The following is a 24,033-nucleotide window of genomic DNA, read 5'->3' as shown; positions in this document are numbered from 1 at the left end:
CGTCCTCGATCCAGTGTGCGCCCCCGACCGGGACGCGCGTCCGGACCGGCGTCGGCGCCCCGTCCGGACCCTCGCCCGACCCGGTGCAGTCTGCCCGCGCCCGGCGTCGAGCACCAGTGCGCACGACGCTTCGGCGTCACCCGTCCGGAGCATTCGCGGGAATGCGCCCCCGCGCGCCCAAAGCCACCCCCCAGGGCCGCCTTTGAGACTCTCAAAGGTGTGTTTATGCAGGTGAGAAGCGTGCGGAGGGTGATTATGATCGGTGTGCCGGCCGCGCGGACCACCGTCGGCGCGCAGCCTCAAGGAGCCCCGCCGTGACCACCCCTCAGCCCAGCAGGACCGGTGCCACCCTCGACGTCGACCGCAGCGACACCGCCTATCGCGACTGGCTGAAAGAAGCCGTCCGCAAGGTCCAGGCCGACGCCAACCGCTCGGCCGACACGCATCTGCTGCGCTTCCCGCTCCCCGAGAAGTGGGGCATCGACCTGTATCTCAAGGACGAGTCGACCCACCCCACCGGCAGCCTCAAACACCGGCTGGCTCGTTCCCTCTTCCTCTACGGCCTGTGCAATGGCTGGATCCGGCCGGGCCGCCCGGTGATCGAGGCGTCCAGCGGTTCGACGGCCGTCTCCGAGGCGTACTTCGCCAAGCTCATCGGCGTGCCCTTCATCGCCGTCATGCCGCGTACGACGAGCGCCGAGAAGATCCGCCTGATCGAGTTCCACGGCGGCCGGTGTCACTTCGTCGACGACTCCCGCACGATGTACGAGGAGTCCGCCCGTCTCGCGGCGGACAGCGGCGGTCACTACATGGACCAGTTCACGTACGCCGAACGGGCCACGGACTGGCGCGGGAACAACAACATCGCCGAATCCATCTTCCGCCAACTGGAATGGGAGCGGTTCCCGGAGCCCGCCTGGATCGTGGCCACCGCCGGCACCGGCGGCACCTCCGCGACCCTGGCCCGGTACGTCCACTACACGCGGCGCGACACCCGCATCTGCGTCGCCGACCCGGAGAACTCCTGCTTCTTCGAGGGCTGGACCACCGGCGATCCGGACGTCACCTGTGACTGCGGCTCACGCATCGAGGGCATCGGCCGGCCCCGCATGGAACCCAGCTTCGTGCCCGGCGCCGTCGACCGGATGATGAAGGTCCCGGACGCGGCCAGCATCGCCGCCGTACGCGCCCTGGAGCGGGTCATCGGCCGCAAGGCGGGCGGCTCGACCGGCACCGGACTGTGGAGCGCGCTGAAGATCGTCGCCGAGATGGTGGCCGAGGGGCACCGCGGCAGCGTGGTCACCCTGCTGTGCGACCCGGGCGACCGCTACCTCGACAAGTACTACTCCGACGCCTGGCTCGCCGAGCAGGGCCTCGACATCGCCCCGTACACCGCCGCGATCGAGTCGCTGCTGGCCACCGGCGTGTGGCCGGCCTGACCCGCGGTACGCGTCCCCCCGGGGGCCCGGCCCGGTCCCCGGGCGCGGGAACCGGGAGCCTTACGGGGCGAGCCGGCGGTCCAGCCTCGTCACCGCGTCCCGGAACGACCGCCCCAGACCCGCCCGCGCCAGCCGCAGGCCCGCCCGGAAGGCCCCGTTGCCGTCGGCGGCGAACGTCCACCGCACCCGCGTCCCCGCACCGGCCGGGGACAGCCGCCACTCCTCGACGAGCGCCCGCACGCCCGGCACGTTGGTCACGTCCACGCGGTAGGCGTACACCTCCGGCTCCTTCGCCACGAGCACCGTCTCCCGGAAACGGGTGCCGCCCCTGAGCCGCACGTCGCGCCCCGCGCCGTCGTCCAGGGGCCGGACCGACGTCACGGCCGGGAACCAATCCGCCCAGCCGGACACGTCCTCGGCCAGGGCGGGGAAGACGCGTTCGGGGGGCGCGGACACCTCCCGGGCGAAAACCAGCCGTACGGGAGCGGACTCGACGAACGCGAGCCCTTCGGGGCGCAACCGGTGAGCCATGCGCGCAACCTCCTCATGGCGAGGAAACGGGTGCGCCACCCTAGCCGCGGGTCCCTCAGATGTCTGTACCCTCGCCGGGCTCGCCCGCGACCACCAGTCGCCGCAGATGCTCGGAGACCTCCGCCCGGGCCGCCTCCGGCAGTCCCTCGTCCGTCACCAGCGTGTCGACCTGGTCCAGCGCCGCGAACGAACTCAGGCCCACCACGCCCCACTTGGTGTGGTCCGCGACCACCACGACCCGGCGCGCGGACTGCACCAGACGCCGGTTGGTCTCGGCCTCCGCGAGGTTCGGCGTCGACAGCCCGGCCTCGGCCGATATCCCGTGCACGCCGAGGAACAGCACGTCGAAGTGGAGTGCCGCGATGGCCTGGTCGGCGACCGGACCCACCAGCGAGTCGGACGGCGTGCGCACCCCGCCGGTCAGCACGACCGTGGCCGCACCCTGCCGGGGGCCCGAGGCGCGCTGCGCCACGTGGAAGACATCGGCCACCCGCACCGAGTTCGTCACCACGGTCAGGTCCGGCACGTCCACCAGATGGTGCGCCAGCGCGTACGTCGTCGTACCGCCCGACAGTGCGATCGCGCTGCCCGCGGCGACGAGTTCCGCCGCCGCCTTCGCGATGTCCTCCTTGGCGGTGAGTTCCAGGCCCGACTTCGCCTCGAAGCCCGGCTCGTGGGTGCTCGCCTCCACGACCGGCACGGCGCCGCCGTGCACCTTCTCCAGGACACCCTGCCGTGCCAGCGCGTCGAGGTCGCGGCGCACCGTCATGTCCGACACGCCGAGCTTGCGGGTCAGCTCGTTGACCCGTACGCCGCCCCGGCGGCGTACCTCGTCCAGGATCAGGGCGCGGCGCTGCTCCGCGAGGAGGTTCTGATTCTCACTCACGTACGCTCCGGTCCTTTCCCTCGACCCGTCCGACAGGCCCGCCCACCTGCTGCGACGAGGCCATTCTCGCCGATGCCGGTGCGGGGGCGTCCCATCCTCGCACGGCTTGCTCACAGCCGGTCCACCACCCCGACGCGTGCATGCCACTCATGTGGGGCGTGGGTGTTCCTCACACGCTCCGGGGAGGTTCCGTGACGGGAGGTGTATCAAGCCCTCGAAGGGGCGATCCTTATGTCCGCACGGACACATGTCGAAGGCGTGTCACGGGGGAAGTGCGAACAGTGGAACGTGCCTCTGCGGACAGAGCGGCCCTGGAACTCCTGGTCCACGGCGTGGGTGGCGCCACGCCCGAGAAGATGCTGAACGATCCGCGTACGGTGCGGATCACCGGCGACGACACGGCGGCCGTGTTCCGGCGTGCCGACGACGTCACCGCGGACACCGGCCCCGCCGACGACCGCCGCCGCGACGCGCCGGTGCCCGAGGCCTATGTGTGGTCCAACCTCACCTCCGGCAACGGCACCCGTGCCCTGTGGCTCCTGCTGCTGCCGTTCATGGTCGTCAACCTCGCCCACTGGATGCGTCCCGCCGCACGGGAGGACGTCCGCGCGGTGCGGCTGTACGGGCTGCTCGTGCGGCTCGCCGCGCTGAGCCTGACGGTGCTGCTGGTCGCCGCGGCCTGCGAGGTCGCCCTCGACCTCACCGCCTGGCAGTGTGCGGGCACGACCGCCTGCGCCGAGCGTCACTCCTGGCTGGGCTTCCTCTCACCGGCGGTCTCCGACGACGGCTGGTGGAGCCTGCCGGGCCGCCGGCTCGCCCTCGCCGCCCTGGTCCCGACCGCCCTCGTCGGCCTTCTGTGGTACCTCTCCCACCGCACCTGGCGGGCGTACGAGTCCCAGGAGCCCCTCGACCGCGCGCCCGAACCCGAGAACGGCCCCGGTCACACGGCGCTCGGCCGGCCCGGTTTCTGGTACGGGCGGCGGCTGGTGGCCCGGCTTCGCGCGGCGCACACCGCCGCGGGACTGCTGACGGTGGCCGCGGCGGTCGGCACGGCGGCCGTCCGCGAGGACCGCAGGCCCGGTGGCCCCGCCCTCCTCGACGCTCTCGGCCGGCTGCTGGAGGCGTCCCTCGTGGCGGGCGCGCTGGCCACGGTGTGGGTGGTGTGCCGCCGGGGCCGCAGCGAGCACCGCCTCGACCGCCGTGTCGACGCGCACCTCGTCCACCGGCTGCCGACGGCCGCCCTCGTCCTGCTCGCCCTCACCCTGGTGTACGCCGGATGGGAGCGCCCCGGCTGGCACTCCGAGGGCCGGCTCCCCGGCGACGCGACCTTCGGCGGCCTCGCCCTCGCCCAGGGCGCCCTGGTGATCGCCCTCGCGGCCGTCGCCCGCGTCCTGCACGACTGCCCGCGCGAGCGGCGCCGCGCGCCGGCGCGGGCGCGAGCGCGCGGCGGCACCGCCGTCGAGCGCGTCCAACGCGCCCAGCAGGAGCGCTGCGCGCTGCGCGGGCTCGGCGGGCCCGCCGTGGCGATGCTGGCCTGTGCCCTCGGCGGGGTCATGTCCGGCGGCGTGTCGCAGCGGGTGTCGGACTGGCTGGACGGCACCGGGACCTTCCTCGACGGCCCGCCCGTGCTCCTGACCTGGCAGGCGTCCGTGATCCCCGTACTGCTCGTCGTCCTGCTGCTGCTGTGCGCGCTGCTCGGCCGCCGGACCTGGCTGCTCACCCGGGCCGAGCAGGACGCGGTGGTACAGGAGTACGGGATCGGGCCCGGCGACCCCGGCCGTACCCGTCGCATCGCCCGCGCCCGCGCGATGGCCACGCTCACCGACCGCGGTCCGCTGCTCGTTGCCGTCGTCTCCACCGCGACCCTGCTCCTGGGCGCCGGGGCGCTCGTCGGCGCCTTCGGCACCGGAAAGACCCCCGCCCGCGCCGGGGAGGGGGCCCAGCCCTTCGTCCACGGCGCCGCCCAGACCGCACAGGCGCTGGGCTCCTGGCTCATCGGCCTCGGCTTCGTCGTCTTCGTCACCTGGGGCCGGCGCGCGTACAAGGACGCCTCCGCGCGGCGCACGATCGGCATCCTCTGGGACGTCGGCACCTTCTGGCCGCGCGCCGCGCACCCCTTCGCCCCGCCCTGCTACGCCGAGCGCGCGGTCCCCGACCTGACCTGGCGGATGGCCGGCTGGACCCGCGCCACCGGCGGACGACTGGTCATCTCCGGTCACTCCCAGGGCAGCGTGCTGGCGGCCGCCGCGGCCTGGCAGCTGAAACCCGCCGACCGCAGACGCGTCGCCCTGCTCACCTACGGCTCCCCGATCGAGCGCCTCTACGGCCGCTGGTTCCCGGCCCACTTCGGCCCGGCCGCGCTCGCCGCCCTGCACGAGGACATCGCCTGCTGGCGCAACCTGTACCGGCTCACCGACCCCATCGGCGGCCCGGTCCGGCTGACCGGCGACGACTGCGGCCCCCAGGTGGACCGCGAGCCCCTCGCGGACCCGCTCGCGTACGGCCGCACCGAGGAACACCCGCTGCCCGCGCCCGTCCTGGGCCACTCCGACTACCAGGCCGACCCGGCGTTCGCCCAGGAGCGCGAGATGCTGCTGGGACGGCTGCGACCGGAGGAGCCCGAACTGCCCGTGCAGCGCACCTGAACGGATCAGGGCAGCTCGGGGAGGTCCTCGGCGAACAGCAGGGTCAGGTCGTCCGTGCTCGGCTCGGTCACCTGGGCGACCCGGCTCGCGTGCCGCTCCACCATCGCCTCGAACGTCTGGCGGGCGGTACGCCCGTTGCCGAAGGCGGGGCCCTTGGGGAGCTCCCGGAAGTACTTCAGCAGGGCGTCCGCGGTGCCCGGGGCGAGCCGGTACTCGTGCTCCTCGGCCTGCTGCTCCACGATCCGCAGCAATTCGTCCGGGCCGTAGTCACCGAAGGTGATGGTCCGTGAGAAGCGGGAGGCGACTCCGGGGTTGACCGAGAGGAAGCGCTCCATCTCCGCCGTGTAGCCCGCCACGATCACCACCACGGAGTCCCGGTGGTCCTCCATCAGCTTCACCAGGGTGTCGATGGCCTCCTTGCCGAAGTCACGGCCGGCGTCCTCCGGCGACAGCGCGTACGCCTCATCGATGAACAGCACACCGCCGTGCGCCCGTTGGAAGGCCTCCTGGGTGCGGATCGCCGTCGAGCCGATGTGCTCGCCGACGAGGTCGACGCGGGACACCTCGACGAGATGACCCTTGTCCAGCACGTCCAGGGCGGCGAGGATCTCGCCGTAGAGACGGGCGACCGTCGTCTTGCCGGTGCCGGGGGAGCCGGTGAAGACCAGATGGCGCTTGACGGAGGCCGCCTTGAGCCCCGCCTGCTGACGGCGCCGGCCCACCTCGATCATGTCGATGAGGGCCCGCACCTCGCGCTTGACGCTCTCCAGGCCCACCAGCGTGTCCAGCTCGCCGAGCACGTCCTGCGAGGTCCGCACCGATGTCTGCGGCTCACCGGCGGCCCGCTGCGGCTCCGGCGCGGTGACCCGCTGCTCGGGGACCAGGCCCAGCAGACCCGGCGACTGGGCCGTCGTCTGCACCGCCGGCTCCGGCGCCGCGACGGCTCCGGGGGTCCGCACGCCCGCGCTCTCGTCGCTGGTGCAGTCCTCGACCACGGGGCCGGAGCCCGAGCCGGCGTCCGCCCCGGCGTCGGCGAACTCGTAACCGCCGCGCGCGCAGCGCTCCGTACGGCACTTGCGCAGTGTCGTACGGCTGCCGTCTATCACGTGGAAGCCGTAGCCGCCGCTGTTGGTCACCCGGCAGTTCAGGAACGTGCCGCGACCGCCGGCCGACACATAGAACCCGGCCTCGGCGGGGGAGTCGACGGTGCAGCGCTCGACGGTGGGGTCGGCGCCCTTGGTCACGATCACGCCGGTCTGGGTGCTGTCCACGGTGCAGTTGCTGAGGGTGCCGCCGCTGCCGTGGTCGCGGAACCACGCGCCGGTCGCCGCGTCCCGGATCCGGCAGTCGTCGAGCTGGGCGGTCGCCCCGTCGCTCACCGACACGGCCGTGTTGCGCACCTGGGACAGGTCGCTGTCCACGACGTCCGCGCGGGATCCCCGGTCGAGGACGAACAGGGCGTCGGGCACGTCGTGCACCCGGCACGAGTCGAGGACCGCGGTGGCGCCGTCACTGACCCAGACGGCCGGGTAGTCGCCGGTGCTGTCGAAGATCTCGCACTGGTTGGCGTCCACCCGGGTGCCCGGGTCCCACACCGACAGCCCGTTGCGACCGAACTGACGCACCGTCGTGCGGGTCAGCGTCAGGACGGAACGGGAGCGCAGGTCGACCGCGTTCTCCGGGATGTCGTGGATACGGCAGTCGGCCAGGGTGAGCACGGCGTCCGTGTCGAGCGTGACGCCGTCGGAGGTCGTACGGTGCACATCGCAGTCGGTGAGGTGCGCGGTGGCCCGGGCGGTGATCTGGACGCCGCTGCCCCGGACCTCGTAGATCTCGCAGCCCACCGCCTCCAGGGAGGAGCTGTCGCCGGTCGCGCTCAGACCCGCGCCGGAGGTGTGGTGCACCCGGCAGCGCTCCAGCCGGGGGTGGCCGCCGCCGCGCACGGCCACTCCGGCCTGGCCCGCCGCGACGACCTCGCACTCCTCGAACACACCACCGCCGCCGTCGACCACGGCGATGCCGATGCCCGCCGGGTTGTCGACGGTGCACCGCCGCACCGTCGGCCGGGCGGCGCCCCGTACCTCGATGCCCGCCGCGGACCGGGTGACGATCCGCAGGTCCAGCAGCTCGGGTGTGCCGTCCTCGACGAGCACCGCGGGCGCGGCCGCGTCCTGGCCCTCCACATGCAGGTCCTGGACCACCGCCGAGGCACGCACGGTCAACGGCACGCCGTCCACGGGCGCGAGGCGCACGGAACCGGGGGAGCCCTCGGGGCCGCGCAGCGTCACCGACCGCTCCACGACCAGGTTCTCCCGGTACGTGCCGGGAGCGATGGTGAGGACATCGCCCTCGGCCGCGGCCTCCAGGGCCGCGGCGAGCGACGCGTACTCACCCGTGCGGCGCCGCCACCTCGATGTGCCGGTGTGCGTCACCTGGACCGTGCCCTGTGCCATGGCGTTGATGTGCCCCCACCTCGTGGTACGCGGGTTGATGCCGAATGCTTCGGCCGGACCACCGTAGCGTGCGCGCGGGTGGTGGGTTGACCAGAGACGGAAGGCCGTCAGCTGCCGGTGCCGGTGCGCCCCCAGTCCGGGCCCGCCCGGTCCCAGGCCTGGTCCCAACGGGCGTACCGGCGGCGGACCATGCGCCAGACGATCAGCCGCCGCGCGCCCTCGACGGCGGCCGCGGTGAGCAGGGCCGCGCCGAAGCCGGCCAGCACGGCGTGGGTCGTCGCCGTCGCCGGGTCCAGCGGGCGGGCCACCAGGGCGCCGTGAGTGTCCGTCCATATCGCGAAGCGGTCGCCGTCGCGCGGGTTCTTGAGGCCCGCGAGGACCGTGCCGTGCTGCCGGGTGCCGTCCGGCGCCGTCCAGTCAGCGACGACCCGCGTGCGGCTCTCCCGGCCGGTGGCCGTCTCCGGGTCCACCTCCAGCGGCGAACCGTCCGCCGTGCGCACCACGGTCGCCGTGACCTGATGGCGGGACAACCGCTGGTCGTGGACCGACCGCTGGAGCACCTCCTGCGTCATGGCGCCGACGAGGGAACCCACCACGGGCGCGACGAGGAGGATCACCAGCAGAGCCGACAAGGCGACCCACGCCTCGACCAGATCCGTCGTACGGCGCAGTGGGTTGTTTCGCCAGCGCCAGATTCCGCCGATCGCGCGCACCGCCCGCACCCCCTTCCCGCTCCGTGATAACCCCCGTCGGAGCCGTTCACGCGCGAGCCCGGGGAAAGAGAGAGCGAAATCACCAGAGCCCGGGACCTCTCATGAACTTCTCACTCCCTCCCAACGCCCCGGAGCCGGGCGGGGGTTCCCACCGATCGCCTGCGGTCCGAACCGGGCCGGAACTATGCGATGACGCGCACCGGATCACCGACTCCGACCGTGCCGTGACCGAGCGGTACCAGGTTCTGTCCGAAGATCAGCTTGCCGCCGAGCCGTCGGTGCCGGCCCAGGCTGAAGAGGGGCTCCTTGCCGCGGGCCGCGGTGCCCTGGTCGGTGGTGGTCACCACGCACCGGCCGCACGGCTTGGCGACCCGGAACTCGACCTCGCCGACCGCGAGGCGCGACCAGCCGTCCTCCTCCCACGGTTCGGTGCCCGACAGGACCAGGTTCGGCCGGAAACGGTTCATCGGCAGCGGCCCCTCCCCGGCGTGCTCGCCCCCGGCGATCAGCGAGTTGAGGGCGTCGAGGGAAGCGGTCGTCGTGACCAGCAGCGGATATCCGTCGGCGAAGGTCACGGTCTCGCCGGGCCGCGCGAACCCCGGGTCGACGGGCCGGCGGGTCGCGGGGTCGTCCATGTGCACCAGCCGCACGGCGGCGCCGAGGTGGGCGCTGCACCAGGCGTGCGCGGTGTCGTCGGCGAGGACCCCCTCCACCTTGTCACGGAAGATCTCCATCGACACCGTGCCCACCGGCTCGGGCACCGGCACGGTCAGCGGCTCCAGACCGGGCGCGGACAGACGTATGCCGCCGCCGGGCACGAGCTCGGCGGCGGCCAGCGCGAGGCGCGGCTGCTGACGTTGCGTGACGACCTTTCCCCCGTCGTCGATCAACGCCCAGCGTCGGTCGCCGGCCAGCCCCCAGGGCTCCACGACGGCCTCCCGGGGTGACTGACCCCGCAACGCCTTGACCGGATGGACGTGGATCGACAACAGCTGCGCATGCCCCATGGGGTCATCCTGCCAGGTGGCACGGACAACCCCGTGGGCTCAGTAACCCCGGTACTGCTGGTTGTACGGGTCCTGGTACTGCGGCGCGGCGGGCCGGGGAGCGGCCGGGCGCATGGCGTCGTAGCCCGTACCGGGGCCCGCCGGGCGCGGCTGCTGCTGCTGGGGTCCGGGGTAGCCGCGCGGCGCGACGGCCTGCGGCGGGATGTACGCCGCCGGGGCCTGCTGGAGCGGCGCGGGCTGCTGCGCCTGCGGGTAGCCGTAGGACTGCGAGGGGCCCGCCGGGAGGGCGGGCAGCGCCGACGGCAACGCGGGCAGGTTGCTGCTGCCCATGTCGTAGGCGGCGGGGACCCGGATCGGGGCGATCTGCGGGGTCCCCCGCTCGGCCACGAGCGAGTCGTAGATCGGAGTGTCCGGGAAGGAGGCGTAGTAGCCGCCGCCATAGGTGGAGCGGGGGGAGGTCATGGCACATAAGTTAAGCCCACGATGTGCTGGTTGGGGAGACCGATAAGAGGGTTGATTTCCGTGTCCGCGGTGACCCTGGAGCTCCAATGCGAGCGAACTTGGGAAAAAAGGACGGCGAGCGGCCCTCCGATCGTGTAAAGGCCGAGTTCCCAGCGGGTTACCAGCGGTTGGTCAGGGCCGATCCTGCGCTCCCGATGGGAGTTCACCGCCCCGCGGAATAGGTTGGCCGGAAAGACAATCCGAGGGTGCCGAGGCGCGCGGCCCGGTGCACTGACACGCGATGGGGGCGTACATGTCAATGTCGAAGGGGTCCAATGCTCCGGTGCCGACCACGGCACTGCGGGTCGAACTGGGCTGGCGCTCGGGAACGGGCGTGCCGGACGCGGACGCGTCGGCACTGCTGCTGGTGGGCGGGAAGGTCCGCTCCGACGCCGACTTCGTCTTCTACAACCAGCCGGCCCACTCCTCCGGAGCCGTCCGCCACGAGGGCAAGCGCGACGCCGGGGGCCGGGTGACCGACAGCCTTCTCGTCGACCTCGCGCGCGTGGAGCCCGCGATCGAGACCATCGTCCTGGCGGCGTCGTCGGACGGCGGCTCGTTCGGCCGGGTCCCGGACCTCTACATCGAGGTACGGGACGCGGCACAGGGCACCGTCGTGGCGCGGTTCGACAGCACCGGCGCGACGGTGGAGACGGCCTTCGTGCTGGGCGAGTTCTACCGCCGCCAGGGCGCCTGGAAGTTCCGGGCCGTCGGCCAGGGCTACGGCAGCGGCCTCGAAGGCCTCGCCACCGACTTCGGCATCGCCGTGGACGAGCCGCAGCGGGCGTCCGCCCCGGCCCCCGCCCCGGCCCCCGCCCCGGCGACCTGGCCGGCCGCGCCGGCGGCGCCGTCCCAGCATCCGACCATGCCGGCCTTTCCGGCCACGGTGCCCCCGCCCGTCCACCAGGCCCCGCCGCCCCCGCCGCCCGCACCGCCCGTCGCTCCCGTCCGGCTGACCAAGGTCACCCTGACCAAGGCCGCCCCGTCGGTGTCCCTGAGCAAGCAGGGCGGCACGTCGGGCGCCCTGCGCGTCAACCTGAACTGGGAGGTGCGCAAGCAGTTCTCCGGGTGGGGCAGCAAGCGCGGGCGCGCCGTCGCCCTGCACAACGACCTCGACCTCGACCTGTGCGCCCTGTTCGAGCTCGCCGACGGCCGCAAGGGCGTGGTCCAGGCCCTCGGCAACGCCTTCGGCGCCCTGCACCAGCCGCCGTTCATCCACCTCGACGGCGACGACCGTACCGGCGCCGTGGCCAGCGGCGAGAACCTCACCGTGAACCTCGACCACAAGAACGACTTCCGGCGCATCCTCGTCTTCGTGACCATCTACGAGGGCGCGCGCTCCTTCGCCGACCTGCACGCCACGGTCACGCTCCAGCCTCAGTTCGGCGCCGCGATCGACTTCTCCCTGGACGAGTGCACGGTCCCCTCGACCGTGTGCGCGCTCGCGCTGATCACCAACAACGGCGGCGACCTCGTCGTCCAGCGCGAGGCGCGCTACCTGGTGCCCGAGCGCGGGGTCAGCCCGCAGCGGACCGTCGACTACACCTACGGGTGGGGCATGAACTGGACGCCCGGCCGCAAATAGCGACCACGGCGGCCGGGGGCCCGGTCCACGGGCCCGCGTTCCGGCCGACGGCTCAGCCCTCGTCCGCGACGGTCTCCGGACGGGCGTAGGTGCGGCCCTTCCAGGCCGCGCCGCGTCCCCGGTAGTGCTGCACCGCGGAGTCGACCGTCATCAGCAGGTAGAGGAACGCGGTGAACGGCAGCAGCGGAGCGAGCCACAGCGGCTGCCGGTAGTAACGCAGCATCGGGACGTACGTCCCCGCCATCACCAGCCACGCCAGACCGCCCGACAGCGCGGTCGCCGGGCTGCCCGCGACCGGCCCGCCGAGCAGGGCGAGCGGAGGCACCAGGTACACCAGCGCCAGGCCGAGCACCGTGCCGGTCAGCAGCAGCGGACTGTGCCGCAGCTGCGCGTAGGCGCTGCGCGAGACCATCCGCCACAGATCGCGCAGCCTCGGGTACGGGCGCACGCTGTCCACCCGGTCGGCCAGCCCCAGCCAGATGCGGCCGCCCGCCCCCTGCACGGCCCGCGCGAGTGCCACGTCGTCGATGACGGCGTGCCGGATGGCGTCCGGGATCCGCGCCCGCTCGGCCGCGTCGGCGCGCAGCAGGACGCAGCCGCCCGCCGCGGCCGCCGTCCGCGACCCCTTCCGGCCGATCCGCCGGAAGGGGTAGAGCTGCGCGAAGAAGTAGACGAAGGCGGGTACCACCAGCCGCTCCCACAGGCTCTCCACCCGCAGCCGTGCCATCTGGGAGACGACGTCGAACCCTCCGGTGCGCGCCGCCGCCACCAGCTCCCGCAGACTGCCGGGCCCGTGCGCGATGTCGGCGTCCGTGAGCAGCAGGTACTCGGGCTCACGCGCGCGTGCCAGCGCCATGCCGTGACGCACCGCCCACAGTTTCCCGGTCCAGCCCGCGGGAGGCTCGCCCGGTGAGTCCACGGTCAGCGGGAGCCCGCCCCACCGCGCGGCGAGCGCGCGCGCCAGTTCCCCCGTGCCGTCGGAGCTGCCGTCGTCCACGAGGAAGATCTCCGCCCGCCCCGGGTAGTCCTGCGCGAGCAGGGAGGGCAGGCTCGCGGCCAGGACCGCCGCCTCGTCGCGCGCGGGGACGACGACGCACACGGACGGCCAGTCCCGTGGCTCGACCCGCTCCGGCAGCCTGACGTCGGTGCGCCAGAAGAAGCCCTGACACAGCAGCAGCCACAGCCAGGCGGCCAGGGACACGGCGGCGATCCACACGATGGCGCTCACGCGCGCAGTCTGCCCCACGCCCCCGGGCCGCAGCAGCACATCGTCTATGGTGGCCGGGTGAAGATCGCGCTCATGGACTCCGGAATCGGCCTGCTGGCGGCCACCGTCGCGGTACGGCGCCTGCGGCCCGACGCCGATCTCGTGCTCTCCCTCGACCCCGACGGCATGCCCTGGGGACCGCGCACCCCGCAGGATCTCACCGAGCGCGCCGTGGCCGTCGCCACGGCCGCCGCCGCACACCGGCCCGAGGCACTCATCGTCGGCTGCAACACGGCGACCGTGCACGCCCTGCCCGCGCTGCGGTCCCTGCTCGAACCCGGCATCCCGGTGATCGGCACCGTCCCGGCGATCAAACCGGCCGCGGCCGGCGGCGGCCCCGTCGCGATCTGGGCCACCCCCGCCACCACCGGCAGCCCCTACCAGCGCAACCTCATCCAGGAATTCGCCGGTGACGTCACGGTCGCCGAGGTGCCCTGCTGGGGACTGGCGGAGGCGGTCGAACACGCGGACGAGGCGGCGATCGACGCCGCGATCACCGCGGCCGCCGCCCTCACCCCCGAGGAAGTGACGACCGTCGTCCTGGGCTGCACCCACTACGAACTGGTCGCCGACCGCATCCGTGCCGCCGTGCAGCGCCCCGAGGGGCCGCCGCTCGTCCTCCACGGCTCGGCCGGCGCCGTGGCCGCGCAGGCACTGCGCCGCATCGGCGCGCGCCCCGCACCCGAGGCGGCGGCGCTCGGCACCGTGACCGTTCTCCTGAGCGGCCGTCCGGGCGGTCTCCCGACGCCCGCCCTGGCCTACCCGGAAGGCCGGCTGCTGGAGGCCGTCAACGCCGTCCGGTGACCGACGGACACCGGCCGCCCTCCCGGGGACGGTCCGCCGCCCGGCCGGAGCAGTCACCCTGCGCTACGGCCTACCGGCGCGGCGAAACCTGAGTAACCTCATGAATATGAGGGACCACCCCCACGACGAGAGCATCCCGCTTCCCGACGTCCCGCATGCCGACGCCGATGCCGGCGCCCCGCATCCCGACGTCTGGAGCGGGCGCGCCACCAACCGGTTCCAGTGGGTGCTGGCGCTCGTCGGAGCCGCCTGCATGGCGCTCGGCATCGAGCTCGCCGTCCAGTCCGCGTGGACGTCCGGCATCGCCCCGCTCGCCATGTCCGTCGTCGGCTGTATCGCCGCCGGGCTGCTCGTTCTCTTCGGCACCCTCGCCTTCGTCCACGTCGACCTCAAGCTCGACAAGGACGTGCTGGAGGTGCGCTGCGGCCACATCGGGCTGCCGCGTCGGCGCATCCCGCTGGCCCATGTCGCCGGGGCCGACTTCGAACCGCTCGTCACCCCGCGCCACTGGGGCGGCTGGGGCTACCGCTGGCGTCCGGAGAAGGGCACGGCCGTCGTGGTCCGCCGCGGCGAGGGCGTGGTGCTGCGGCTCTGGGACGGCCACACCTTCACGATCACCGTGGACGACGCGGAGTCGGCGGTGCGCGTCATCAGGAACCGGCTGCGGACGACCACCCCGGGCGCCGCGCCCTGACGTCCGTACGCGGCAAGGCCGAGGTCAGGCGGCCGGGCGGTCGTCGTGGCGCAGGTCCCGCCCGGACTCCGGCCGGACCTCGCAGGCCGCGGGTTCCTCGGCCAGCGGGCGTGCCGTGGCCAGTCCGGCCAGCAGTCCCGCGCCGACCGACACCGTGGTGAAGCTCAGCGCGTTGCCGATCGCGGCGACGGCGGCCAGAGCCGTGAGGGCGGCACCCGCGGTCAGGACGACCGGGGTGGGGCGCGGTGCGCGCCACAGGGCGAACAGCACCCAGCAGAAGGCCGCGGCGAGCAGCAGCACACCGACGACACCCTGCTCGGCGGCCAGTTGGAGCGGCGCCGAGTGCGGCTTGCCGTCGGACATCGTGGACTGAAGCGTCGACTGCGCCGCCGTACCGCTCAGCTCTCCGAAGCGCCCGGGTCCCACGCCGAGAGCGGCCTCCCGGCGGGCCATGCCGAGGGCGTCGCGCCACAGCCGGACCCGGTGCGCGGTGAGCCGGTCCGTTAGCGGGCCGACGAGGCCGCCGGACAGCGCGCCCCCGGCGACCGCCCAGGTCAGGCCGGTCACCACGGCGGCGGTCACGCCGAGGGCCGCGAGCGCCGGCCCGCGGTGGCGCAGGCGGCCGGCGGCCAGGGAGCACACCAGCACCGCACCACAGGTCACCACGGCCGTGGTCGAACCCAGGAGGGCACCGGCGACCGCGATGCCGCCGGCGAGCAGCCACAGACCGAGCCGCAGCGCCGGTACGGGCGTCGCCCGGGCGGCGCAGCACGCGGCGCCGGCCGACAGCGTCAGCACCGCGGCGGTGGCACCGGCGTGGCCCAGTGGCGCCACGGTTTCGGGGCCCGGAGCCAGCCGGGGCCGGACCACCGACAGGGTCAGCCCCGCCAGCGCGCCGGCCGCGGGCGCGGCGACCGGCAGCAGCACTCCCAGGATCCGACCCGCCGCATAGCCGGCGGCCACCGCCAGCACCGCGAGCAGGACCCCCTCCGGGCGTCCGCCGTGCACGGCGGCGGTGACCAGTGACCAGACGGCGCAGGCCCCGAGCACGGCCACGCCCGCCGCGTCAGAAACGTTTCGTCTTTCCCCGTCCGCGTCCGCGCCGGTCGCGGACGTCATCCCCGTGGAACCCACCCGTCCCCCCGAACCCGGCCGCCCCCCGGCCGTGACGGCCCTGACACCGTGACGGACCCCCGTCGCCCGAGCGACCGGGGCACTGGCACACCGTAACGGCTGATGGGCGGTTTGTGGATGAGTCGTGCCGGGACGAGAGGCCGGCGGAGCCCGCCCCACGGACTGCGCTGTCGGCCAAAAGGTCACTCGCCGTACACTCCCGGAGTGACCGTCACCGCACCTCCCGTGGGCCAGCCGGACCAGCAGGAGCCCCAGGCCGCGCGGGCCCCGCGCGGCGCGCGGCTCCTGCGCCTCGTCCCGGCCGCCGCAGCGGCACTCTCCGGAGTGCTGCTCTACGTCAGTTTCCCGCCGCGCACCCTGTGGTGGCTGGCGCTGCCCGCCTTCGCCGTCCTCGGCTGGGTGCTGCGCGGGCGCAGCTGGAAGGCGGCTCTCGGGCTCGGCTATCTCTTCGGACTGGGTTTCCTGCTGCCGCTCCTGGTGTGGACCGGCGTCGAGGTCGGCCCGGGCCCCTGGCTCGCCCTGGTGGTGATCGAGGCGGTCTTCGTCGCGCTGGTCGGCGTGGGTGTCGCCGCCGTGTCGAAGCTGCCGGCCTGGCCGCTGTGGGCGGCGGCGCTCTGGATCGCCGGCGAGGCGGCACGCGCGCGCGTGCCCTTCCGCGGCTTCCCCTGGGGCAAGATCGCCTTCGGCCAGGCGGACGGTGTCTTCCTGCCCCTCGCCGCGGTCGGCGGCACCCCCGTGCTCGGCTTCGCCGTCGTCCTGTGCGGCTTCGGCCTGTACGACGTCGTACGTCTCGTCCTGGAGCGGCGGCGCTCGGGCGAGGTGCGGCGGTCGGCGGCCGCCGTGGCCCTGCTCAGCGTGGCCGTCCCGGTCGTCGGCGCGGTGGCCGCCCGCTCCCTGGTCAGCGACAAGGCGGAGGACGGCACCGCGACGGTCGCCGTCATCCAGGGCAACGTCCCCCGCCTCGGTCTGGAGTTCAACGCCCAGCGCCGGGCGGTGCTCGACTACCACGCGCGCGAGACGGAGCGCCTGGCCGACGAGGTCGAGGCGGGCAAGGTCGCCAAACCCGACTTCGTCCTGTGGCCCGAGAACTCCTCCGACATCGACCCCTTCGCCTACGCCGACGCGGCCGCCGTCATCGACAAGGCGGCCAAGGCGATCGACGCGCCGATCTCGGTCGGCGGCGTGGTCGAGCGGGACGGCAAGCTCTACAACGAGCAGATCCTGTGGGACCCGGTCGAAGGACCCACCCAGACGTACGACAAGCGGCAGGTCCAGCCGTTCGGCGAGTACCTCCCGCTGCGCTCGTTCATCGGCGCCCTCAACGAGAACTGGACGTCCATGGTCGGCCAGGACTTCAGCCGGGGCACCAAGCCCGGCGTCTTCGACATGGACGGCACCGAGGTCGGCCTCGCCACCTGCTACGAGGCGGCCTTCGACTGGGCCGTGCGCGACACGGTCACCCATGGTGCCCAGCTGATCTCCGTGCCCAGCAACAACGCCACCTTCGACCGCAGCGAGATGACCTACCAGCAGCTCGCCATGTCGCGGGTCCGCGCCGTCGAGCACAGCCGGACCGTGACGGTGCCCGTGACCAGCGGCGTCAGCGCGATCATCATGCCGGACGGGAAGATCACCCAGAAGACCGGCATGTTCGTCGCGGACTCCCTGGTGCAGAAGGTGCCCCTGCGCTCCTCCGAGACACCGGCGACGAAGCTCGGCGTCCTGCCCGAGATCGCCCTGGTGCTCGTCGCCGCGGGCGGCCTGGGATGGGCGATCGGCGCCGGGCTGCGGGCCCGGCGGAGCCCGACCGGCTGACCGGGCGGCCCGGATAGGGTCGGCGTATGCCGACTCCTGACTTCATCACCGAGATCCGGGCCTCCGCCGGCCACCAACTGCTCTGGCTCCCCGGCGTCAGCGCCGTCGTCCTCGACGACGAGGGAAGGGTGCTGCTCGGCCGGCGCGCGGACAACGGTGAGTGGTGCGTGATCTCGGGCATCCCGGACCCGGGCGAGCAGCCCGCCGACTGCGCGGTGCGCGAGGTGTACGAGGAGGCGGGCGTGCACTGCGTCCCCGAGCGCGTCGTCCTGGTCCGCTCCGGCAGGCGCATGCAGTTCCCGAACGGCGACGAATGCCAGTTCATGGACGTCACCTTCCGCTGCCGGGCCGTGGGTGGCGAGGCGCGGGTCAACGATGACGAGTCCATCGACGTGGGCTGGTTCGCGCTGGACGCGCTGCCGCAGATGCAGGACCGGCAGCTGTTCCGCATCAAGCAGGCGCTCGCCGACGAACCCACGTGGTTCGAGACCACGCCTTCGGCCTGAAGTATGGGCGCTGACCATATGGGGTGAGCCTCCGGCGCTGCCTAGGCTCGCCGTATGACGTCGCCCCAGGTCACCGCACCCGGTCCCCCCGCCCCCACGCTCGACCTCGGCGGTCGCACCGCCCTCGTCACCGGCGCGGCCGGTGGCATCGGACGGGCCTGTGCGCTGCGGCTCGCGGCCGCCGGGGCCAAGGTCCGCGCCGTCGACCGGGACACGGCGGGACTGGAGTCGCTCGCCGGGAGCGCGGCCGGTCTGCCCGGCTCGGTCGAGCCGTACGCCCTGGACCTCACCGACCTGGACGCCGCCGAACTCGCCGCCGCCGGGACCGACGTCCTGGTCAACAACGCCGGACTCCAGCGGGTGGCCCCCCTGGAGGAGTTCCCGCCGGACGTCTTCCACACGGTGCTCACCGTGATGCTGGAGGCACCGTTCCGGCTCATCCGCGGCGCGCTGCCCCATATGTACGGGCAGGGCTGGGGCCGTATCGTCAACGTGTCCTCCGTGCACGGACTGCGCGCCTCCGCCTTCAAGTCGGCGTACGTCGCCGCCAAACACGGGCTCGAGGGCCTCTCCAAGACCGCCGCCCTCGAAGGCGCTGCCCACGGAGTGACCTCCAACTGTGTCAACCCCGCCTATGTGCGCACCCCGCTCGTCCAGCGGCAGATCGCCGACCAGGCACGCACGCACGGCATTCCCGAGGAACGCGTACTGGCCGAGGTGCTGCTGCGGGACAGCGCCGTCAAGCGCCTCATCGAACCGGAGGAGGTCGCCGAGGCCGTCGCGTACCTGTGCGGCCCGCGGGCGTCCTTCGTGACGGGCACCTCGCTGGTCCTCGACGGCGGCTGGACCGCGCACTGAGCGCACTGAGCGCACCCAGTGCACCGAGCGGATCGAGCGCGTCGAGCGCACCACGAGCATCCCGCCGTCCCGCGCCGGCGGAGTTGTCCACAGGGCTGACGGGGCGGCCCGGCGATGAGGAATCCTGTGAGCATGTCCCGCGATCACCTGAAGGGCTCCACGGCCGCCCCCGGCCCCGCCCACGACGCCGACGCGCCGTTCCTCGAACTGCTCGCCCGGGGCGCGGCCGCCGAGGCCTACGACCGGCCGGTGCTGCTCGCGCGCGCCGAGGGAGGTTCCGGCGAGCGGATCGCGGCACTCGAACACGCCAAGCTCCTCGCGCTGCGGGTCCGCTCGGAACTGGAGGGCCGACGCCGACGGGAGGCCGAGCTGTCCGCCCTCTTCGAGACGGCCCACGACCTCGCGGGCCCGCGCGACGTGGACGCCGTGCTCCAGGCGATCGTGCAACGGGCCCGCTCGCTGCTCGGCACGGACATCGCCTATCTCAGCCTGCACGACCCGGCCAGGGGCGACACGTACATGCGGGTCACCGAGGGCTCGGTCGCCGCCCGCTTCCAGCAACTGCGCCTCGGGATGGGGGAGGGCCTCGGCGGCCTGGTCGCCCAGACGGCCCGGCCCTACGTCACCGACGACTACTTCCGCGACGACCGCTTCCGGCACACGACGACCATCGACGCGGGCGTACGCGACGAGGGACTGGTGGCGATCCTCGGCGTCCCCCTGATGCTGGGACCCCACGTCATCGGGGTGCTGTTCGCCGCCGACCGGCGCGCCCGGGTCTTCGAGCGGGAGCAGATCGCCCTGCTCGGATCCTTCGCCGCGCTCGCCGCGGCCGCCATCGACACCGCCAACCTGCTCACCGAGACACGCTCGGCCCTGGCCGGCCTGGAACGCGCCAACGAGATCATCCGGGACCGCAGCGCGGTCATCGAGCGCGCCTCCGACGTCCACGACCGGCTGGCCGAACTCGTGCTGCGCGGCGGTGGTGTCCACGACGTGGCAGCCGCCGTCTCCCAAGTGCTGGACGGCACCGTGGAGTTCCTGGAGAGCGCGCCGGCCGCCGCCGTGGAGGCCTCCCGCGCGGAGGGTCACGCCGTACGCCACAACCACGACTGGATCGCGGCGGTCGCGGCCGGCGGGGAACTGCTCGGCGCCCTCGTGCTGCGCGGTCACCCCGGACTCGACCCGGTCGACCAGCGCACCCTGGAGCGGGCCGCGATGGTCACCTCCCTGCTGCTCCTGGCCCGGCGCTCCGCCGCCGAGGCCGAACAGCGCGTGCGCGGTGAACTCCTCGACGACCTGCTCGAAGCCCGCGACCGCGACCCGCGCCTGCTGCGCGAGCGCGCCGCCCGGCTGCACGCCGACCTCGACGCGACCCATGTCGTGCTCGCCGCCCGGCTCGAGGCCGTCGCGCCCGACGCCGACCAGGAGGCGGCCGCGCGCCGCCGCCTGTGGTCCGCCGCCTCCCATCTCGCCGCCACCCGGCACGGCCTGGCCGCCGCGCGCGACGGCGGCACCGTCCTGCTGCTGCCGCTCGAACAGGGCGACACCGCGACGGAGCTGGCCCGCCGTACCGCGCTGCACCTCGGCACCGCCGTCCACGAGGCGGTCACCGTCGGCGCGTCCGCCCCGGTACGGGGCCTCGCCGCCGACCCGGACACGGTCGTCGCGGCGTACGCGGAGGGCCGCCGCTGCCTCGACGCCCTCCGGTTGCTGGGCCGCTGCGGCGACGGCGCGGCCGCCGAGGATTTCGGCTTCCTGGGGCTGCTCCTCGCCGGCGAGCGGGACGTGGCGGGTTTCGTGGACCGCACGATCGGCCGGGTCGTCGCCTACGACGCACGACGTGGCACCGACCTGCTGCGCACCCTCGACGCGTACTTCGCCTCGGGCATGAGCCCGGCCCGCACCAGGGACCGGCTTCACGTCCACGTCAACACGGTGGCGCAGCGACTCGAACGCGTCGGCCGCCTCCTGGGCGACGACTGGCAGCAACCGGCCCGCGCCCTGGAGATCCAACTCGCCCTGAGACTGCACCGGCTGGCGGCTCCGGTAGCGCGCTGACCGCCTCCGTACGCGCGGACGGCGTACGGAGGCGGCTGCGCGGCGGGCACCGGGACCGGGTCAGACGGCTCGCGCGTCCGTCACCGGAGTCTGCGGGACCTCCGCGTCCGCAGCGGCGTCGCCGGCGGCGAGGTCGCGGTGCCGGGTCTCCTTGGCGACCCCCACCGCGACGACCGTCACCAGGGCCGCGGCGATCACATAGAGGGCGATCGGGGTGGAGCTGTCGTAGTCGGCCAGCAGCGCGGTCGCGATCAGCGGCGCGGGCGCGCCCGCCGCGACCGAGGCGAACTGGGCGCCGATGGAAGCGCCGGAGTAGCGCATCCGGGTCGCGAACATCTCGGAGAAGAAGGCGGCCTGGGGCGCGTACATCGCGCCGTGCAGGACCAGACCCACCGTCACGGCGAGCACGAGGCCGCCGAAGGCGGCGGTGTCGACGAGCGCGAAGAACGGGAACATCCAGAGCCCGATCCCGACCGCCCCCAGCAGGTACACCGGCCGCCGCCCCACCCGGTCGGACAGCGCACCCCAGGCCGGTATCACCGCGAAGTGCACGGCGGAGGCGATGAGCACGGCGTTGAGCGCGGTCTGCTTCGAGACATCGGCCGAGGTGGTCGCGTACACGAGGATGAACGCGGTGATGACGTAGTAGGAGATGTTCTCCGCCATGCGCGCGCCCATCGCGACCAGCACGTCCCGCCAGTGGTACCGCAGCACCGACACCAGCGGCAGCTGCTCCGTCTTGTCCGACCGCACCGCCTTGCGGGCCTCGGCCTGTGCCAACGCCTGCTGGAACACGGGGGATTCGTCGACGGACAGACGTATCCACAGACCGACGATCACCAGCACGCCGGAGAGCAGGAAGGGGATCCGCCAGCCCCACGAGGTGAAGGCGGCGTCCGAGAGCACGGCCGTCAGCAGGGACAGCACACCGGTCGCGAGCAACTGCCCGGCGGGCGCGCCCGTCTGCGGCCACGAGGCCCAGAAACCGCGCCGTCGCGCGTCCCCGTGCTCGGACACCAGCAGGACCGCTCCGCCCCACTCACCGCCGAGCGCGAAACCCTGGACCAGCCGCAGCACGGTCAGCAGCACGGGGGCGGCGCTGCCGACGGTCGCGTGGGTCGGCAGCAGCCCGATCGCGAAGGTCGCCCCGCCCATCAGCAGCAGACTCAGCACCAGCAGCTTCTTGCGCCCGAGCCGGTCCCCGTAGTGGCCGAAGACCAGCGCGCCGAGCGGCCGCGCGGCGAAACCGACGGCGTAGGTCAGGAACGAAAGGAGCGTGCCGACGAGCGGGTCGGAGCCCGGGAAGAACAGCTTGTTGAAGACCAGAGCGGCGGCCGAGCCGTAGAGGAAGAAGTCGTACCACTCGATGGTGGTGCCGATGAGGGACGCGGCGACGATGCGCTTGAGGCTGGCGGGGGGTGGGGGAGCGGTGGTTGCGGAGGCCATGAGCGCCACTTCCTCGTATGCGGTGGGGACGGGTGGGTGTCCGCACACCGTAGGAACGCCCACGTCAGGGGCACATGTGGTGGGGCACCATAGTTCTGGGCGTGCCTATGCGCGATGCAGCTACGCCCACTGCTGGAGGGGCGCTTGAGGGCTCATTCCCCGGCGGCGCTGTGCCCGCGGCCGGGCGGTGTCGTGGCTGACGCCTCGTCAGGCGAGGCGGGCAGCCGCTCCGAGGGTCCCTGATCCGACGGTGTGTGCGGTATCACGCTCTTCCAGGGCGCCCAAGTTGTCTTGGTCACAGCGGAAATGTCCCTTTGGCGTCCATGCTCGATCAGGACAGCGGCTCCCGAAGCGGAGCCCGTCGGCTCGGCCGCGACGTACCGAAGTGGCCCTCGGCGCAGCCCTCGTGACGTTCCCCCTGTTCGCCTGTTCGCCTGTTCGCCTGTTCCCCTGTTCTTCCTGGAAGGTGCATCCCATGGCCGCATACGTCTGTCCCCCTGCCGTGATACACGGCGAGCACGCCGTGCAGACCAGCCAGATCGTGGCGGAGGTGCGCGACCGGCACCCGCAGGCGGCCTGGGCGCCGCGGATCGACGGCATCGCGGCCGGCACGGGCATCGAGACCCGCGGCTGGATGCTGCCGCTGGAGACCGCCGTCGCGTCCGGCACCGGCGGCGCCCTGGGCGCGGTCGGCGTCGAGCCCGCCCAAAAGGCGCTGGCCGACGAGGGGTTCACCCAGGAGGACGTGGACCGCGTGATCGCCGCCCTCGAGGAGATACCCGCGCCGCAGACCGTCCAGGAGCGCACCGCGCCGGCCTGGGAGGCCGTGCAGTCCTACGGGGAGCGCGCGGCACGCGGCGCCCTCCAGATCGCCGGGCTGGACGTCGCGGACGTCGACTGCCTGATCACCAGTCACTCCACCACTCCGGCCCTGCCGGGTCTGGACGTCGCCCTCTCCAACAGGCTCGGGCTCCGCAACGACGTCATGCTGCTGCCGGCCACCCAGTGGGCCTGTGTCGCGGGCACCCGCTCGCTGGCCCTGGCGGCGGATCTCGTGGCCGCCGACCCCGACCGGGTGGTCCTGGTCGTGATCGCGGAGGCGCTGAGCACCACCTACCAGCCCGCGGACGACACCCTCGAGTCCCTGATCGTCCGGCTGCTGTTCGCCGACACCGCGGTCGCCACGGTGGTCACGGGCCGCCCGAGGGGCGAGTCGGTGCTGCGGCTGGACGCCGCCTGGCACCACACCCTGCCCGGCACCCAGGACCTGCACCGCCTGGAGACGCGGGCGGACGGCACGCACTTCGTGATGGACCGGCGCGGGCCGCGCGCCGTGCAGGAGACGGTCACCGCGATGTGGGAGTGGCTGCGCCTCCGTTACCAGGACGACCCCGACTCCTGGCACCCCGACGTGCTGCTCGCGCACCCCGGCGGCACCCGCGTGCTGGAGTACATGGAGCAGACGATGCCCGACGCCTGGCCGTCCGGGCTGCTCGACCACAGCCGGGACAGCTACACCAGCGGCAACCGCGGAGGCGCCGCCGTGTTCGACATCGTGCGGCGGGCCTACGACGCCGGGCAGAAGCCGGGCAGCCGCGCCGTCCTGTACGCGGCTGCACCGGGCCTCACCGCCACCGCCCTGGAAGGCGAGTGGCTCTAGGACGACGCCGAGGGAGCGCGTGTCCCGG

Annotated in this window: 19 protein-coding genes; 10 read left to right on the top strand and 9 right to left on the bottom strand. The window is 73.5% G+C overall.

The genetic code is table 11. The features are described from left to right. The first annotated feature begins 314 nt into the window (after positions 1-314). Entirely contained in the window at positions 315-1,439 is a 1,125-nt protein-coding gene (cds1, locus tag AOQ37_RS21220) for an L-cysteine desulfhydrase Cds1 (protein WP_062646177.1), read from the top strand. Between the two features lie 60 nt (positions 1,440-1,499). Here cds1 and AOQ37_RS21215 read toward each other — a convergent pair whose 3' ends face one another. Both AOQ37_RS21215 and AOQ37_RS21210 read right to left on the bottom strand, forming a co-directional pair. Continuing rightward, positions 1,500-1,970 (bottom strand): SRPBCC family protein, encoded by a 471-nt coding sequence (locus AOQ37_RS21215; RefSeq protein ID WP_062646176.1) that lies wholly within the window; start codon positions 1,968-1,970, stop codon positions 1,500-1,502. Between the two features lie 55 nt (positions 1,971-2,025). Then, on the bottom strand, positions 2,026-2,856 hold the full coding sequence (locus AOQ37_RS21210; RefSeq protein WP_062646175.1) for a DeoR/GlpR family DNA-binding transcription regulator: 831 nt from the start codon (positions 2,854-2,856) through the stop codon (positions 2,026-2,028). 281 nt (positions 2,857-3,137) lie between these two features. On the opposite strand from AOQ37_RS21210, the gene AOQ37_RS21205 reads away from it, so the two are divergent. After that, the gene (locus AOQ37_RS21205) at positions 3,138-5,501 is read left to right on the top strand and encodes an alpha/beta hydrolase family protein (protein WP_062646174.1); all 2,364 of its coding nucleotides are present in this window, start codon (positions 3,138-3,140) and stop codon (positions 5,499-5,501) included. Positions 5,502-5,506: 5 nt separating this feature from the next. Here AOQ37_RS21205 and AOQ37_RS21200 read toward each other — a convergent pair whose 3' ends face one another. The 4 genes from AOQ37_RS21200 to AOQ37_RS21185 all read right to left on the bottom strand — a co-directional run bounded on the left by AOQ37_RS21200 (position 5,507) and on the right by AOQ37_RS21185 (position 10,136). After that, a complete protein-coding gene (locus tag AOQ37_RS21200; protein ID WP_062646173.1) occupies positions 5,507-7,954 on the bottom strand; it encodes a right-handed parallel beta-helix repeat-containing protein in 2,448 nt (815 codons plus the stop codon). Positions 7,955-8,061: 107 nt separating this feature from the next. Further along, positions 8,062-8,667 carry an Rv1733c family protein gene (locus AOQ37_RS21195; protein WP_062646556.1) on the bottom strand — a complete coding sequence of 202 codons (606 nt, stop codon included), beginning with the start codon at positions 8,665-8,667 and terminating at the stop codon, positions 8,062-8,064. A 182-nt stretch (positions 8,668-8,849) separates the two neighbouring features. Further along, positions 8,850-9,674: an MOSC domain-containing protein gene (locus AOQ37_RS21190; RefSeq protein WP_062646172.1), complete on the bottom strand. Its 825-nt coding sequence runs from the start codon at positions 9,672-9,674 to the stop codon at positions 8,850-8,852. Positions 9,675-9,713: 39 nt separating this feature from the next. Further along, entirely contained in the window at positions 9,714-10,136 is a 423-nt protein-coding gene (locus tag AOQ37_RS21185) for a DUF6643 family protein (RefSeq protein ID WP_062646171.1), read from the bottom strand. 298 nt (positions 10,137-10,434) lie between these two features. Between AOQ37_RS21185 and AOQ37_RS21180 the strand changes: the two genes are divergently transcribed. Next, positions 10,435-11,760 carry a TerD family protein gene (locus AOQ37_RS21180; RefSeq protein ID WP_062646170.1) on the top strand — a complete coding sequence of 442 codons (1,326 nt, stop codon included), beginning with the start codon at positions 10,435-10,437 and terminating at the stop codon, positions 11,758-11,760. 52 nt (positions 11,761-11,812) lie between these two features. Here AOQ37_RS21180 and AOQ37_RS21175 read toward each other — a convergent pair whose 3' ends face one another. Next, positions 11,813-13,006 carry a glycosyltransferase gene (locus AOQ37_RS21175; protein WP_062646555.1) on the bottom strand — a complete coding sequence of 398 codons (1,194 nt, stop codon included), beginning with the start codon at positions 13,004-13,006 and terminating at the stop codon, positions 11,813-11,815. Positions 13,007-13,045: 39 nt separating this feature from the next. Between AOQ37_RS21175 and AOQ37_RS21170 the strand changes: the two genes are divergently transcribed. Beyond that, positions 13,046-13,831: a glutamate racemase gene (locus AOQ37_RS21170; RefSeq protein ID WP_062646169.1), complete on the top strand. Its 786-nt coding sequence runs from the start codon at positions 13,046-13,048 to the stop codon at positions 13,829-13,831. Between the two features lie 106 nt (positions 13,832-13,937). Further along, the gene (locus tag AOQ37_RS21165; RefSeq protein ID WP_062646168.1) at positions 13,938-14,525 is read left to right on the top strand and encodes a hypothetical protein; all 588 of its coding nucleotides are present in this window, start codon (positions 13,938-13,940) and stop codon (positions 14,523-14,525) included. Between the two features lie 24 nt (positions 14,526-14,549). Here AOQ37_RS21165 and AOQ37_RS21160 read toward each other — a convergent pair whose 3' ends face one another. Beyond that, positions 14,550-15,644, bottom strand: coding sequence for an O-antigen ligase family protein (locus AOQ37_RS21160; protein WP_107085259.1), 1,095 nt, complete (start codon positions 15,642-15,644; stop codon positions 14,550-14,552). A gap of 219 nt (positions 15,645-15,863) precedes the next feature. Here AOQ37_RS21160 and lnt point away from each other — a divergent pair, with 219 nt between their 5' ends. From lnt to AOQ37_RS21140, 4 genes are all read left to right on the top strand, one after another. Next, positions 15,864-17,474 (top strand): apolipoprotein N-acyltransferase, encoded by a 1,611-nt coding sequence (lnt, locus tag AOQ37_RS21155; protein ID WP_062646166.1) that lies wholly within the window; start codon positions 15,864-15,866, stop codon positions 17,472-17,474. Between the two features lie 26 nt (positions 17,475-17,500). Next, positions 17,501-17,980: an NUDIX hydrolase gene (locus AOQ37_RS21150; RefSeq protein WP_062646165.1), complete on the top strand. Its 480-nt coding sequence runs from the start codon at positions 17,501-17,503 to the stop codon at positions 17,978-17,980. Positions 17,981-18,034: 54 nt separating this feature from the next. Further along, positions 18,035-18,838, top strand: coding sequence for a 3-hydroxybutyrate dehydrogenase (locus tag AOQ37_RS21145; protein ID WP_062646164.1), 804 nt, complete (start codon positions 18,035-18,037; stop codon positions 18,836-18,838). A gap of 132 nt (positions 18,839-18,970) precedes the next feature. After that, the gene (locus tag AOQ37_RS21140; RefSeq protein ID WP_062646163.1) at positions 18,971-20,899 is read left to right on the top strand and encodes a helix-turn-helix domain-containing protein; all 1,929 of its coding nucleotides are present in this window, start codon (positions 18,971-18,973) and stop codon (positions 20,897-20,899) included. Positions 20,900-20,959: 60 nt separating this feature from the next. Here the strand turns inward: AOQ37_RS21140 and AOQ37_RS21135 are convergent, their stop codons facing one another. Continuing rightward, positions 20,960-22,345: an MFS transporter gene (locus AOQ37_RS21135; protein WP_062646162.1), complete on the bottom strand. Its 1,386-nt coding sequence runs from the start codon at positions 22,343-22,345 to the stop codon at positions 20,960-20,962. 475 nt (positions 22,346-22,820) lie between these two features. Here AOQ37_RS21135 and AOQ37_RS21130 point away from each other — a divergent pair, with 475 nt between their 5' ends. Further along, entirely contained in the window at positions 22,821-24,005 is a 1,185-nt protein-coding gene (locus AOQ37_RS21130) for a beta-ketoacyl-[acyl-carrier-protein] synthase family protein (protein ID WP_062646161.1), read from the top strand. Positions 24,006-24,033: the final 28 nt, after the last annotated feature.

The organism is Streptomyces maremycinicus (assembly GCF_001184025.1).
Classification (GTDB): domain Bacteria; phylum Actinomycetota; class Actinomycetes; order Streptomycetales; family Streptomycetaceae; genus Streptomyces; species Streptomyces maremycinicus.
This window is presented reverse-complemented; position numbering and strand designations above follow the sequence as displayed.